Here is a 14,688-nt window from a genome sequence, read left to right as displayed (position 1 = left end):
ATGTGCGGTGAAGAAGCTGAGCGGTTCCACTCTCGACGGTCGCTCCTCCGAGGTGCCGCGACGGCGGCGGTCGCGGTGGGTGCGGCGGTAGCCCTGCCAAGTGTGGCCAATGCCGCGCAGGAGGGGCAGGACCAGGGACACGGCCACCACGGTCGGGGCCGCGTTCCGGTGGACAAGATCAGCATCCAGCTCTATTCCCTGCGCACCGCGCTGCAGGCGGATCTGCCGGGCACCCTGTCCGCGCTGGCGGATATCGGCTACCGGAAGGTCGAGCTGGCCGGGACCTACGGCCGGACGGCCGAGGAGTTCCGCGGTCTGCTGGACAAGAACCACATCAAGGCGACGTCCACGCACACCGGCATCGACGGCGATCTCGACAAGACCATCGCGGACGCGAAGGTCCTCGGCAACACCCGCGCCAACGTGCCGTGGGCGAACTTCGACACCATCGACGGCTGGAAGCAGTTCGCCGGGCGGATGGACACGGCGGCGCGGAAGTTCCGCCAGGCCGGGATCCCACTCGGGTATCACAACCACGCGCACGAATTCGCCCCCATCGGCGGCGTGCGTCCGTACGACGTGCTCACCAGGAACACGAACCCGCGTTACGTGCACCTGGAGATCGACCTGTTCTGGGCGGTGGAAGGCGGCGTCGACCCGATTTCGCTGTACCGCCGGCACTTCCCGCGCGTGGTGCAGTACCACGTCAAGGACCGGACGGCCGACGGGAAGATGGTCGACCCCGGCAAGGGTGTCATCGACTTCCCGCGCATCTTCCGCCACACCCGTCCCCATCTCGCCGAGTACATCGTCGAGCACGACAACCCCACGGATCCCCTGAGCACCGCCCAGACCGGATTCACCTATCTCCGTAACGTCCGCTTCTAGCTGGGGAATCCACAATGGACACGAACAAACGCGGGTTGTCCCGCAGATCGATGCTCGCGGGCACCGCGGCCGGGGTCATCGCCCCGGTCGTGGTGTCGGCCAGCGCCGGGTCGGCACCCGCCGCCGCGGCAGGGATGACCCGCAACATCACGGTGTACGCGGACTACGTTCCCGGCTCGACCCGGGTCGGTTACGGGCTCGAGCCCGGTAAACCGACGATCCCCGGACCGCTCCTGGAATGCTACGAGGGCGACACGCTGGTGATCGAACTGGTCAACAACACCGACCAGCGGCTCTCGATCCACCCGCACGGCGTCAACTACGACACCAAATCCGACGGCTCGCCGTTCAACGATTCCTTCAACAAACCGTACGAAACCAAGACCTACACCTGGAAGACGCGGACGGCTTACCAGGCGGCCAACGGTTTCTGGATGCCCGGCAGCGCGGGGTACTGGCACTACCACGATCACGCGTTCGGCGGGGACCACGGCACAGCGGGCCTGATGAAGGGACTCTACGGCGGCCTGATCGTGCGCAAACGCGGGGATCTGCTGCCCAGCAAGCAGTTCACCGTGGTGTTCACCGAAATGTGGATCAACCACCAGATCGCCCCGAACACGCCGATCTTCGAGGCGAACCTCGGCGAACGCGTCGAGTTCATCTGCATCGGGCACGGCAACCTGATGCACACCTTCCACCTGCACGCGCACCGCTGGGCGGACACCCGCACCGGCATGCTCACCAGCGCGACCGACAACGCCCCGATCCTCGACAACAAGACCCTGGACCCCGGTAACTCCTTCGGGTTCCAGGTGATCGCCGGTGACGGCGTCGGGCCGGGCGCGTGGATGTACCACTGCCACGTCCAGCAGCATTCGGACGACGGCATGTCCGGGGTGTTCCTGGTCCGCAACGCCGACGGCGGGATGCCCGCGGGCGCGCAAGCGGCGATCGACCGCTTCAAGGGACACCAGCATTCCACGGCCAAGCCGGACGCCAGCGGCGTTTCGGCCCACGCCCACCACTAGTCTTGAAAGGAGCGAGAACTTGAGACGAATCTTTTCAAAGAACCGCCTCCGCAGACGGTCCTTGGCCGCGTTGGCGGTCGGCGCCGTCGTCACCTCCGGGCTTCCGCTGGCCATCGCACCGGTGACCGCCGAGGCCGCCACGAACGTCCCGATCAACGTCCTGGTCTTCCACGGCACCGCCGCGGACCAGAAGGACCCCGTCCTGCGTGCCACGGACGCGATCGCGAGCCTTGGCCAGGCGAACGGGATCTCCGTGTCGTCCTCTTCGGACCCCGCGGTGTTCACCCAGGCCAACCTCGCGAAGTACCGCGGCGTCGTCTTCCTTTCCGCGCAGGGCATCACGCTCAACCGCGACCAGGAAACCTCGCTGCAGAACTACATGAAGGCGGGCGGTGGCTTCCTCGGGCTGTCGGACGCCGCTCGTGCGCAGGACGGATCGCAGTGGTTCTCCGGGCTGATCGGCGCGCGTCCGGTGGGCGCGCGTCCCACCCCGGAAGCGGTCGCCTCGGTCACCGCGAGTGCGGAGAACCCGCCCAACGAGAGCAAGGAAAAGCTCGCCGACAACAACGAGAACACCAAGTGGCTGGCCTTCTCCCCGACCGGCTGGGTCGCCTACAAGCTGGCCGCCCCGGTCGCCGTGAGCAGCTACGACCTCGTCGCCGCGAACGACTTCGCCGGCCGTAACCCGAAGAACTGGACCGTGCAAGGGTCCAACGACGGGACCACGTGGACGGATCTGGACACCCGGACGAACGAGGTGTTCACCGACCCGTTCCAGAGCCGCAAGTTCACCTTCGCCAACACCACGGCGTACTCGAACTACCGGCTGAACATCACCGCCAACGCGGGTGACCCGCTCATCCAGCTGGCCGATTTCAAGCTGTACAAGGACAACTCGACCACTCCGCCGCCGCCGGAGAACGACCCGGCCCAGGCGACGGTCGACGTCCTCGACAAGGCGAACCCGGCCACCGCAGGCCTGCCGCAGAAGTGGGTCCGCACCGACCGGTGGCTCAACTGGGAGGTCAACCCGGTCGGCACCGTGCACACCGTGGCGCAGGTCGAGGAATCGACCTACAAGCCGGGAGTCGGCGCGAACGGCGCCTTCCACCCGGTCTCGTGGTGCCGTGACTACGACGGCGGCCGTTCCTTCTACAGCGGGATGGGCCGGACCGAGGCGAGCTACGGCGAAGCCCAGTTCCGCAGCCACCTCCTCGGCGCGCTGAAGTGGACCACCGGCATGGTCCGCGGCGACTGCAAGGCGGGTATCGCGGCCAACTACAAGGTCGAACGCCTGACCGCGAAGAACCAGGCCGGTCAGCTCGATCAGATCGGCGAGCCGCACGGGCTCACCATCGCCCCCAACGGCCGGGTGTTCTACATCGGCCGCGCCGCCTGCCCGACCGGTTTCGTGGAGAGCTGGGACGACCCGAACGTCGGCCTCGGCTGCGGCACGGTCCACCAGTGGGACCCGGTCACGAAGAAGGCGAAGCTGCTCACCACGTTGAAGGTGATGGGCAACCGCGGCAACACCAACGAGATGGTCAAGAACGAGGAAGGCCTGCTCGGGCTCACGCTGGACCCGAAGTTCAGCGAGAACGGGTTCATGTACGCCTACTGGATGCCGCACGAGTCGATCAACCGTGACACGCGGATGGGCAAGCGGGTCGTTTCCCGGTTCACCTACGACCTGAAGAACCAGGCGCTGGACCAGGCGACCCGCAAGGACGTGCTCTCGTGGGACGTCCAGATCCACAGCTGCTGCCACGCCGGTGGTGGCATGGACTTCGACTCCGGCGGGAACCTGTACATCGGTTCCGGCGACAGCAACTCGTCGGGCGGCTCCAACGGGTACTCCGGCAACAACTGGACCCAGGACTACAAGGGCGTCTCGTTCCAGGACGCGCGCCGCACCGCCGGTAACACCAACGACCTCAACGGAAAGATCCTGCGGATCCACCCCGAGGCCGACGGTACGTACACCAACCCGGCTGGCAACCTGTTCCCCGAGGCGAACGATCCGGGCAACAAGACCAGGCCCGAGATCTACGTGATGGGCGTGCGGAACATCTCGCGTCTGCAAGTCGACAAGAAGACCAACTGGCTGACCGCCGCGTGGGTCGGTCCGGACGCGTCCTCGCCGAGCCCGGAACTCGGCCCGGCGAAGTACGAGACCGCGACGATCATCACCGAGGCGGGCAACCACGGCTGGCCGTACTGCATGGGCAACAAGCAGCCGTACCGTGACCGCAGCAGCACCGACGCCGCGGTCCTCACCGGCTGGTACGACTGCGACAACCCGGTCAACACCTCGCCGCGCAACACCGGCCTGGTGAACCTGCCGCCGGTCAAGAAGAACATGATCTGGTACTCGCCGGACGGCGGCGGGCCGGTGTTCCCCAACCGTCCCAACAGCTCCGTCCCGACGTACAACGCGGCCGAGGCCACCTACACGCAGCCCTACCTCAAGGGTGGCGGCCAGGCGGTCATGACCGGGCCGACGTACCACCGCGACCTGGTCAACACCAACAGCGGTGTCGCGTGGCCGTCGTACTGGAACGACAAGTGGTTCATCGGTGACCAGAGCAACGGCCAGAACCGGATCGCGGTCACCGTCGACCCGAACGGCGTGCCGAAGCAGGATCCGCCGGTGTTCGCCGAAACGGTGCGGCAGATCGTGCCGACCGGTGGCGGCGACCAGAAATTGCAGAGCTGGATGGATGCCAAGTTCGGCCCGGACGGCGCGTTGTACGCACTCGACTACGGCAACGGGTTCTTCACTCTGGACGCCAACCAGAAGCTGCTGAAGATCAGCTACACCGGCGGCGAGGCGACCCCGTCCGCGTCGGCGGTGTCGACCATGGTGCAGAACAAACCGCTCACCGCGGCCTTCACCGGGTCGAAGTCCGGCGGCGTCTCCTACAAGTGGGAGTTCGGCGACGGCACGATCTCGACACAGGCCGACCCGCGGCACACCTACCCGCGCACCGGTTTCTATACCGCCAAGCTGACCGTGACCTACGCGGACGGCGAGACGGTGACCACGCGGAACTCGGTGAGCGTCGGATGTCTCGTGGCCGATCCCAGTGCCACGGTGACCATCGGTGACACCGATACTGGGGTGACCAACCGGAACGCGGGCGGCGGCTGCACGGTCGACGACATGATCGACGACGACAGCACGTGGACCTCCCACGCCGGTTTCGTCAACCACGTCACGCAGGCCGTGGACCGGCTCGGTGACCTCGGGGTGCTGAACTCGGCCGAGTCGGACAAGATCAACGCCGCGGCCGCCGCGTCGCCCATCGGCAACAAGGGCGTCACCGGCTACGACGCGATCTACGACGGCACGGCTGAATCGTTCCGCAACTGGTCGCAGGCGCCGTCCGGGCAGTTCGCCATCCAGCCGGACGGGTCGTTGCGACCGTCCGGTGGGCTGGGGATGCTGTGGTACTCGGCTCGGCAGTTCGGCAACTTCTCGGTGAAGCTCCAGTTCAAGGACATCGCGCCGACGGGCAGTGCCAACAGTGGTGTGTTCGTGCGGTTCCCGGACCCGCGGACTCCGCTGGAGCAGCGTCCGCCGGGCAGCTGCGGCACGGTCGGGTCGGCGAAGACGTCGCAGGCCTGGGTCGCGATCTACTGTGGACACGAGGTCCAGCTGTACGACGGGGCCACCGGTGAGCCGCAGAAGACCGGGTCGATCTACAACTTCGACCCGCGGCCGCTGGACCAGGCGGGCGTGAAGCCGAAGGGGACCTGGAACGAGTACGAGGTCAAGGTCGTCGGGCAGAAGTACACGATCAGCCGCAACGGCGTCGTGATCAACGAGTTCGAGAACGCGCCGGGGATCAACTCGTCGCGGGCGGGCGACCCGTCGACCGACTTCCGGCAGTTCGTCAGCGGGTTCATCGGTCTGCAGAACCACGGTGACAACGACCTGATGGAGTTCCGCAACATCCGGGTGCGGCAGCTGTAGCCAAGACCGGCCGGGTGCGACCTCCCTCGCGCCCGGCCGGTCTCCCTGTACGGAAGGTTTTCCCGCGATGTCCCCAAGAAACCTCGCTGTGGCCCTGCTGGCCGCGGCGTTCGCCTTAGTGGGCCTGGTATTGCCGGGCTCCGCCACACCAGCCGTCGCCGCACCCGTCCAGACCCTGGAATGGACCGCCGGCGACAGCACCGACCACTACCTCAGCGCGCCCACCACCGCGGTGGCCGGTGAGACCAAGATCCTGTTCAAGAACACCGAAGCCCTCGGCTCGACGATGTCGCACTCGCTGACGTTCGACACCACGACCCCTGGCTACAACCACGACGTCACCCTGAACCTCTTCGCCAATCCTTATGACGAGAAGAACGGCGAGCACGAAGCGACCGTCACGCTGACGCCCGGGAAGTACCGGTTCTACTGCACGGTGCAGGGGCACAGCAAGATGATGGGCGAGCTGATCGTCACCGACGGCGGCGGCAACCCCGACACCACTCCGCCGACGGTGACCGCCAACGTCACCGGCACCAAGGACACGGCGGGCAACTACGTCGGTTCCGCCACGGTGAACCTGGCCGCTTCGGACAGCCAGTCCGGTGTGGACAAGGTCGAGTACCAGCTCGACGGCGGCGCGTGGACCGCGTACACGGCGCCCGTGGTGGTCTCCGCGGCCGGTTCGCACATGGTCCACCACCGCGCTACCGACAAGGCGGGAAACGTTTCGCCGGAAGGGATGTCGTCGTTCAGCGTCGTCACTGGTGACCCCGATGACAAGACGCCGCCGACGGTGACGTCCGAGGTGACGGGCACCAAGGACGGGGCGGGAAACTACCTCGACACCGCCACCGTGAAGCTGACCGCCACCGACGCCGGCACTGGCGTCGACAAGGTCGAGTACAAAGTGGACGATGGCGCGTGGACCGCGTACACCGCTCCCGTCGCGGTCTCCGCGCCGGGCATGCACATGGTCCACTATCGCGCGTCGGACAAGGCGGGCAACGTCTCGCCGGAAGGCATGGCGCACTTCACCGTCGTCAGCAGTGACACCACCGCCCCGACCGTGACCTCCGAAGTGACCGGCACCAAGGACCCCGCCGGGAACTACGTCGGCAAGGCGACCGTGACCCTGGCGGCCACCGACGCCGGTTCGGGTGTCGGCAAGGTCGAATACCAATTGGACGGTGGCCCGTGGCTGACATACTCGGCGCCACTCGCGCTGACCGTCGTCGGCGCGCACACGGTGAAGTACCGCGCCACCGACAAGGCGGGCAACGTCTCGCCGGAAGGCACGGCGACGTTCACCATCGTCGAAGGCGACGACAGCACCGCGCCTGCCGTTTCCGTGGTGGTGAGCGGTGATCTGGACGGAAGCTGGTCGTACATCGAGGACGCGACCATCAACCTGACCGCGACGGACACCGGGTCCGGTGTGGACAAGATCGAGTACAAACTGGACGGTGGTGCCTGGACGGTATACACCGCGCCGGTCAAGGTGACCGCGCTCGGCACGCACACCCTGACGTACCGGGCTTCGGACAAGGCGGGCAACGTCTCGGCGGAACAGGGCGGCGCGTTCACCATCGTCGCCGCGCCGCCGGGCCCGGACGCCTGCCCGGACTCCGACGTCCGGGACACCGTGATCCTCGGCACGGCGGACAGCCAGGTCGAGAACCGCGACACCGGTGACGGCTGCACGATCAACGACGTGATCGACGACGAGTCGGACTACTCGTCGAACGACCAGTTCGTGACCTACGTGCGGGCCGTGACGCAGGAACTCCTCGACGGCGAACTCATCTCGTCCGACGAGCGGAACCTGATCGTCACGGCGGCGATCGACTCCGGCATCGGCGGCTCGACCGCCGAACCGCAGAAACGGCCGGAGACGAAGAACCCCGGCATGAAGAAGGTCGTGAAGACGCCGATCCGGGACGTCTGAGCGCTGGACCCGCTACGCAAGTAGTCCTCTAGTTGCGGACTCCGCTGGCCGTGAAGGCCTCCTTGCCTACTCTGAAGGTCAGGGTCCCGGCAAAGTCGAGATCTTGCAGTTCAGGCGGCTATTCGCCGCCTGCGTGAGGCTGACGGTGAAGGAATGGGGACGTTGAGTGTCCCCATTCCTTCACCGTCACGGGTCACACCGGTTGCGGAGCCCCTGAGCGGGGAGGATTCCGGACGTTCAACGTCCGGAATCCTCCCCGCTCGACCCTTTCGGGCACTAGCGATGTCAAGCCCGGATTACCAAAAGCAGCGCTGACCAGCAGCTCTGCGACTTTGCCGGGACCCTGACCCTCAAGGTAGGGAAGGAAGCTTCACGGACCAACCACCCGACACGACACCTTGACGTTCTGCCCTCTAGTTGCGATCACGCGAAGGCCTCTTTCCCCGCGTCAGACGAGGGGAAGGAGGCCTTCACCACGTCAGACGCGGGGAAAGTCCCCTTCAGCTCTTCCACCGGTTACCTTTCTTCAGCCGAATCCGTCATGGCCATGACGGATTCGGCGCGAGAAAGGGAACGACATGACCGGCGAAACCTTGGCGAGCGCGTTCGAGGAGCAGCGTGGCCGTCTGGTGGCGGTGGCCCACCGGATGCTCGGCTCGCGGGCGGACGCCGAGGACGCCGTCCAGGAGGCCTGGCTGCGGCTGGCCCGCCAGGACGCCGACACGATCGACAACCTTTCCGGCTGGCTGACCACCGTCGTCGGCCGCGTCTGCATCGACGTTCTTCGCTCCCGCAAGGCCCGGCCCGAGGACTCGTTCGACGACGAGCCGCCCGAGCTGCTGGTGTTCGAGGATTCTCCCGAAGAAGACGCGGTGCTCGCCGAGTCGGTCGGGCTGGCGCTGCTGGTGGTGCTCGACACGCTCGGCCCGGCCGAGCGGCTGGCCTTCGTGCTGCATGACCTGTTCGCGGTCCCGTTCGCCGAGGTCGGCGAGATCCTCGGCAAATCCGCGGACGCCGCCAAGATGCTCGCCAGCCGCGCCCGCCGGAAGGTACAGGGACGGCGCCCCGCCGACGAGCCTCAGCAGCGCGCGGTCGTCGAAGCGTTCCTGGCGGCCGCTCGCGAAGGGGACTTCGACGGGCTGCTCCGGGTGCTCGACCCCGACGTGAAGTGGCGTTCGGAGACCGCGCACGGCGTGGTCGTCAGGCTGGGCTCGGCCGAGGTGGCCACCCGCGTGCAGCGTGGCGCCCGTGCCGTGGCGACCTTGCGTCCCGCACTGGTCAACGGCAAGCCCGGCGTCGTGACCTGGAACAAGCACGGCAAGCTGGCCGGCGTGATGGCGTGCACCATCGCCGACGGCCGCATCGTCGCGATCGACTCCGTGAGTGATCCACGTCGCCTCGCGGCCATGGGTGTTACCTCTCCGGAGGCCCCCTCGTCCAAGTAAGTGAACCTGGACGAGAAGGAGAAACCCATGCAGGCACGACTCGAACTCTTCAAGACCGCTCTCGCGCCGAAGCTGGTGAAGCACCTCGTCTCGGCGGCGAAGGTCATCGAGGCGACCGAACTTCCTTTGGCGACAAGGGAACTGGTGAACATCCGGGCCAGCCAGATCAACGGCTGCTCGGGTTGCCTCGACATGCACACCAAGGACGCGGCGCAAGCGGGGGAGACGTCGACCCGGTTGAACCTGGTGGCGGCGTGGCGGGAAACGACGGTCTTCACCGAGGCCGAACGCGCCGCGCTGGAACTCACCGAGCAGGGCTGCCGCCTCGCCGACAGCGCCGGTGTCACCGACGAGGCGTGGGACGCCGCCGCCAAGCACTACGACGAAGAGCAGCTTCTGGCGCTGGTGACGCAGATCGCGCTCATCAACGCCTTCAACCGGCTGAACGTCATCACCCGGCAGCCGGCGGGCGACTACCAGCCGGGCCAGCTGGCGCACTGATGGACACGGCACTGTGGATCGTCGCCTGGCTGCTGGCGATCATGTATCTCGTCTCCGGCGTCGGGAAACTGTTCCTGCCGAGGGAAAAGATCGCAGGGGTGGCGTCCGGCGCGGGCTGGGTGCTGGACTTCAGCCCGGGGGTGGTCAAAGCGATCGGGGCGGTCGAGATCGCGGGCGCCGTCGGCCTGGTCCTGCCCGCGCTGCTCGACATCGCGCCGGTACTGGTCCCGCTGGCCGCACTGGGACTGGCGCTGGTCATGGCGGGGGCGGTGGTCGTGCGGATCCGCCGTCACGAACCCTTGGTCGCGGTGCTGGATCTGGGCTACCTCGCCCTGTGCGTCTTCGTGGCCATCGGCCGCGCCTGATACGCGTGAAGGCCCCCTTCCCTCGGCTGGTCATTTGAAACCGTGGCCGAGGGAAGGGGGCCTTCACGCGTATCAGATCAGGACTTCTGCTTCGCGCGTCCGAGGATGCGACGGCGTCCGTGGCCGTTGGTGCGTTCCTCGTGCAGTTCCTTCAGCGACAGCATCATCGCGTCTTCCTGCTTCATCAGCGGGTCGTTGCGCAGGTCCTTCCAGACCGACGCGCACAGCCCGATCATCACGAACAGGAACGGCACCGCGATCAAGATGGTGAGATTCTGCAGACCGGTCAGCGCCTTGTTCCCGCCGACCAGCAGCATCACCGCCGCGACGGCGCCCATCAGGACGCCCCAGAAGATGACGACACCCTTCTTCGGATGCACGCTTCCGCGCTGGGACAAGGTACCCATCACCACCGACGCCGCGTCCGCACCGGAGACGAAGAAGATGGACACGAGGATCATCACCAGGATCGCGATCGGGATGAACCACGGCAGTGTCTCGAGCAGTTCGAACGTCGCCGACTGGGCACTGCCCGCGCCCGCGATGTCCGTCCCCGCCCGCTGCCTGCTGATCGCCGCGCCGCCGAAGATCGCGAACCAGATCAGGCTCACGACGCTCGGGATCGCGATGACACCGAAGATGAACTGCCGGATGGTGCGGCCGCGGGAGATCCGCGCGATGAACATGCCGACGAAGGGCGTCCACGAGATCCACCACGCCCAGTAGAAGACCGTCCAGCCACCGAGCCAGGTCTGCATCTCGTCGCCGCCGGTCATCCCGGTGCGGCCGGACATCTCCGCCAGTTCGCGGAAGTAGTCGCCGATCGCGCCCGGCACGATGTTGAGGATCAGCACGGTCGGCCCGACCACCAGCACGAACACCGCGAGCACCGCGGCGAGCACCATGTTGATGTTGGACAGCCACTGGATTCCCTTGGCCACCCCGGACACCGCCGACGCGATGAACGCGATGGTGAGGATCGCGATGATCGCGACCAGCAGGCCCTTACCGGGGTCGTCGATCCAGCCGACGGCGCCCATCCCGCCACCGACCTGAAGCGCGCCGAGCCCGAGGGAAGCGGCCGAACCGAACAGGGTGGCGAAGATCGCCATGATGTCGATCGCCTTGCCCAGCGGGCCCTCGGTGCGCCGCTTGCCGATCAGCGGCGCGAACACCGAACTGATCAGCTGGGTGCGGCCCTTGCGGAAGGTGCTGTAGGCGATCGCGAGGCCGACGACGGCGTAGATCGCCCACGGGTGCACGGTCCAGTGGAACAACGTCGTGGCCATCGCGGTGTGGACGGCTTCGTCGGAGTTCGGGGCCGCGGTGCCCGGGGGCGGGCTCGCGAGGTGGGAGACCGGCTCGTACACGCCGAAGAACATCAGGCCGATGCCCATCCCGGCGCTGAACATCATCGCGATCCACGACGACGTCCGGAATTCGGGCAGTTCCTTGTCCCCGCCCAGCGGGATCCGGCCGTAGCGGCTGATGGCCAGACAGACCGCGAAGACCACGAAACCGCTCGCGGTGAGGACGAAAGCCCAGCCGCCGTAAGGGATCACGGCGTCGTTGAGGAGGGTCGACGCGACACTCGCGAGGCTCTCCGGCGCGAGCACGCCCCAGACGATGATCGCGAGCGCGAGGGCCGCGGCCACACCGAAAACGGTCCGGTCGGTCTCGGCGGGTCGTTCGGAGGCGAGGGGGACGTGCTCATCGGGCGTGTGCCCCGGACCTGTCGTATCCGGTGCGTTGGCGAGGTCTGTCGCGGTCTCCGCGACACCCTCTTCTTCCGCTTGTTTACCGTCCTGCGAACTCATGTTCAGCCACGCGCCGATGACAGCGCGATCTCCTTCCGCCCGAGTTAACCCGTTTGCACCACTGCACCCTAACCAGAAAACTGGTAACCGGCAGAAAATACGGACTAAGTGGTTTAAACCCGTGATTATGGGTCTGACCTCGGCGGATGTCGGCTTGGTTCGCGGTCTCGGCGGGGAACGTGTCGCTCGTGACACCGGCGGTCAGGAGAGCGGGGCCGAGTTTCGCGCGAAGGGCACTGCTCAGACCGTGACGCCGCCCCGCCAGAAGGGACGGCTGAGCGGGTCGCCACCGGCGGCGCTGGGGCGGCCCTGACGCGTGTGGTTGCGCTGCAGGAGGTAGGCGACGAGGGCGATGAAGGCGAAGGTGACGATGAGTGCGGTCATGGCAGTAAGTTTGCGCCGCTGAACATCCTGCCAAAAGTGGCAGTTCTGTCGTTGTGCATCAAAATCCTGCCAGCTATGCTTCGGTCATGCTGAAGAGCGTCGCTGTAGTGCTGCTGGACGACTTCGCTCCCTTCGAGTTCGGCGTCGTCTGCGAGGTGTTCGGCTACGACCGCACCGATGACGGGGTGCCGCTGCTCGACTTCCGCGTATGCGGGGAGCGGGCGGGAGAACCGCTCAGCCTCGGCTATGGCGTCAAGATGACCCCGGAACACGGCCTCGAAGCGACCGAGGACGCGGACCTCGTCGTCGTCCCCGCCTGCGACGTGCGCGACGAGTATCCGCCCGCGGTGCTCGAAGCGCTCCGCGCGGTTTCGGCGCGGGGCGCCACGCTGCTTTCGGTCTGCACCGGCGCTTTCGTGCTGGGCGCCGCCGGTCTGCTCGATGGGCGCCGGTGCACGAACCACTGGCGGCACAGTGCCAGGTTCCGGAAGCGATTCCCGCTGGCGCAGTTGGATCCGGACGTCCTCTTCGTCGACGACGGCGACATCATCACCAGCGCCGGAACGGCCGCCGGCATCGACGCCTGCCTGCATCTGGTCCGGCGCGAACTCGGATCCGCCGCGGCCACCGCGATCGCCCGGCGCATGGTGGTGCCGCCGCAGCGTGAGGGTGGCCAGCGGCAGTTCGTCGAGGTGCCGATCCCGGAGTGCACCGGCGACAGCCTCCAGCCGGTGCTCACCTGGATGCTCGACACCATCGACCACGAGCATCCCGTCGCCGATCTTGCCCGCCGCGCCCAGATGTCCGAACGCACCTTCGCCCGCAAATTCGTGGCCGAGACGGGCACCACGCCGCACCGGTGGCTTTCGACGCAGCGGGTCCTGCACGCGAGGTCCCTGCTGGAAGAGACGACAATGGGCATCGACGAGGTCGCGCGCCGCTGCGGGTTCGGCTCGGGCGCCCTGCTGCGCCACCATTTCCACAAGGTCGTCGGTGTTTCCCCGCAGGACTACCGCCGGACCTTCGCGCCGCAGCGCGTCTAGTTCACGACATAGTCCACAAAGGACGATCAGAGGCCGAACACGGTGACGTATTCCGCGTCCCGCACGACATAACCGAAGCGCGCGCGGAGTTCGCGGACGACCGCGCGCATATGCTCGGCGCCGTAGACCACGCCGACCGTCCCTGGCTCGTGATGGCGCCGCTCGTGCAGCCCGGCCAACGCGTCCACGAGGAGTTTGTCGCGGCTGCCGCTGATCAGGTCGTCGAATTCGGGCATGGCCTCGGCCGACTCGACCCAGGAGTCGTCTTCGTCGTCGACGGTCAGGAATCGCGCCAGCATCCCGCGAGTACCGAAGCCACGCAGGAACACCCCCAGCGTCGGCGCCAGAACGGAGATCATCAGCCTGTCGCCGAGCGGGACGCGTCGCCAGCCCTCGGAGAAGCCCGGGCCGTCGAGGTCGGGGCGGATGGTCGGCGCGGTGAAGGTGTCCGCCTTCAGATCCTGCACCACCAGTCCGAGCCGTTTGTTCCGTGCCGCGAGCCGGTAGCTCGCGGTCAGCCGCGACACCGGCTTCGCGTCGCCGACCCCCTCGGCCACCACCACGTCGCAGGCGTTCGCCTGCCGCCGCACGGTGTCGAAGTAGGTCTGCGTGCCGATGTGCACCATGGGGAACAGCCGGAAATCGAGGGCCGATCCCTTGGCTCGTAACGTCAGCACCACGGCGCGGACGCCCAGTTCGTTCACGACGACGATCTCCATGGCCACCTCCTCCCTCGGTGATGGGAGAACGCGCGGCGGGTCCGGAAGGTTGCCGTGGTTCAGGCGTGACGTCGCCCGACGGCCTCCGAGATGTCGTGGGCCAGCAGGGCCGCGCCTTCGGTGAACCCGTTGATGAGGATCTTCTTGCCGTCGGTGAGCTTGACGAGGCAGCCGACGTCGCCGCCGAGGGCCTTGGCGAGGATGTTCTTCTTGGTGTGGTCGATGACCGCCTCGACCGCGTTCCACGGCACGACGGTGGTCGACCTGCTCCAGGTGTGCACGAACCCCTGCTCGTACAGGGTGAAGGTCTCGCCCCGTTTGCTGATCGCGTGCCAGCAGGCCCAGGCGCCCATCAGCATCAGCCCCAGCCCGCCGCCGATGACGACGCCGAGGAACATCTCCCCGCCGGAGGCTCCCGCTTCCTGGCCCATCAGGAACAGGACGACTCCGACGAAGGCGATCGGTGCGCCGATCGCCATCGCGGCCAGACCCCGGAGTGCGCGGCTGCGGGAATTCGTCTCGAAGCGTTCGATGTAGGCACCCAGTTCGGTCACACGCGGAACGCTAACGG

12 protein-coding genes are annotated in these 14,688 nt (G+C 67.0%); 8 read left to right on the top strand and 4 right to left on the bottom strand.

Annotation, left to right across the window (positions count from 1 at the left end; translation table 11 throughout):
* The 7 genes from ACLARN_RS11010 to ACLARN_RS10980 all read left to right on the top strand — a co-directional run bounded on the left by ACLARN_RS11010 (position 1) and on the right by ACLARN_RS10980 (position 10,154).
* Entirely contained in the window at positions 1-888 is an 888-nt protein-coding gene (locus ACLARN_RS11010; RefSeq protein WP_409491231.1) for a sugar phosphate isomerase/epimerase family protein, read from the top strand.
* A gap of 14 nt (positions 889-902) precedes the next feature.
* Positions 903-1,919, top strand: coding sequence for a multicopper oxidase domain-containing protein (locus tag ACLARN_RS11005; RefSeq protein ID WP_409491230.1), 1,017 nt, complete (start codon positions 903-905; stop codon positions 1,917-1,919).
* 19 nt (positions 1,920-1,938) lie between these two features.
* Entirely contained in the window at positions 1,939-5,895 is a 3,957-nt protein-coding gene (locus ACLARN_RS11000; RefSeq protein ID WP_409491229.1) for a ThuA domain-containing protein, read from the top strand.
* Positions 5,896-5,962: 67 nt separating this feature from the next.
* Positions 5,963-7,843 (top strand): OmpL47-type beta-barrel domain-containing protein, encoded by a 1,881-nt coding sequence (locus tag ACLARN_RS10995; RefSeq protein ID WP_409491228.1) that lies wholly within the window; start codon positions 5,963-5,965, stop codon positions 7,841-7,843.
* Between the two features lie 578 nt (positions 7,844-8,421).
* Positions 8,422-9,288, top strand: coding sequence for a sigma-70 family RNA polymerase sigma factor (locus tag ACLARN_RS10990; RefSeq protein WP_409491227.1), 867 nt, complete (start codon positions 8,422-8,424; stop codon positions 9,286-9,288).
* Positions 9,289-9,315: 27 nt separating this feature from the next.
* The gene (locus tag ACLARN_RS10985; protein ID WP_409491226.1) at positions 9,316-9,789 is read left to right on the top strand and encodes a carboxymuconolactone decarboxylase family protein; all 474 of its coding nucleotides are present in this window, start codon (positions 9,316-9,318) and stop codon (positions 9,787-9,789) included.
* Positions 9,789-10,154 (top strand): DoxX family protein, encoded by a 366-nt coding sequence (locus ACLARN_RS10980; RefSeq protein ID WP_409491225.1) that lies wholly within the window; start codon positions 9,789-9,791, stop codon positions 10,152-10,154. Before ACLARN_RS10985 ends, ACLARN_RS10980 begins: the two co-directional genes overlap by 1 nt.
* A gap of 77 nt (positions 10,155-10,231) precedes the next feature.
* On the opposite strand, the gene ACLARN_RS10975 is transcribed toward ACLARN_RS10980, so the two are convergent.
* Together ACLARN_RS10975 and ACLARN_RS10970 are read right to left on the bottom strand one after the other, a co-directional pair.
* Positions 10,232-11,971 (bottom strand): BCCT family transporter, encoded by a 1,740-nt coding sequence (locus ACLARN_RS10975; protein WP_409491224.1) that lies wholly within the window; start codon positions 11,969-11,971, stop codon positions 10,232-10,234.
* A gap of 240 nt (positions 11,972-12,211) precedes the next feature.
* On the bottom strand, positions 12,212-12,355 hold the full coding sequence (locus ACLARN_RS10970) for a hypothetical protein (protein WP_409491223.1): 144 nt from the start codon (positions 12,353-12,355) through the stop codon (positions 12,212-12,214).
* A gap of 86 nt (positions 12,356-12,441) precedes the next feature.
* Here ACLARN_RS10970 and ACLARN_RS10965 point away from each other — a divergent pair, with 86 nt between their 5' ends.
* Complete coding sequence (locus ACLARN_RS10965) at positions 12,442-13,398, top strand: GlxA family transcriptional regulator (protein WP_409491222.1); 957 nt, start codon at positions 12,442-12,444, stop codon at positions 13,396-13,398.
* 26 nt (positions 13,399-13,424) lie between these two features.
* Here the strand turns inward: ACLARN_RS10965 and ACLARN_RS10960 are convergent, their stop codons facing one another.
* Both ACLARN_RS10960 and ACLARN_RS10955 read right to left on the bottom strand, forming a co-directional pair.
* On the bottom strand, positions 13,425-14,117 hold the full coding sequence (locus tag ACLARN_RS10960; protein ID WP_409491221.1) for a hypothetical protein: 693 nt from the start codon (positions 14,115-14,117) through the stop codon (positions 13,425-13,427).
* Between the two features lie 59 nt (positions 14,118-14,176).
* Entirely contained in the window at positions 14,177-14,671 is a 495-nt protein-coding gene (locus tag ACLARN_RS10955; protein ID WP_409491220.1) for a hypothetical protein, read from the bottom strand.
* Positions 14,672-14,688 lie beyond the last annotated feature (17 nt).

The organism is Amycolatopsis sp. cmx-11-12 (assembly GCF_046269425.1).
In the GTDB taxonomy this organism is placed as follows: domain Bacteria; phylum Actinomycetota; class Actinomycetes; order Mycobacteriales; family Pseudonocardiaceae; genus Amycolatopsis.
The sequence above is the reverse complement of the archived record's forward strand: the minus strand, read 5'-3'. Positions and strand labels throughout refer to the sequence as shown.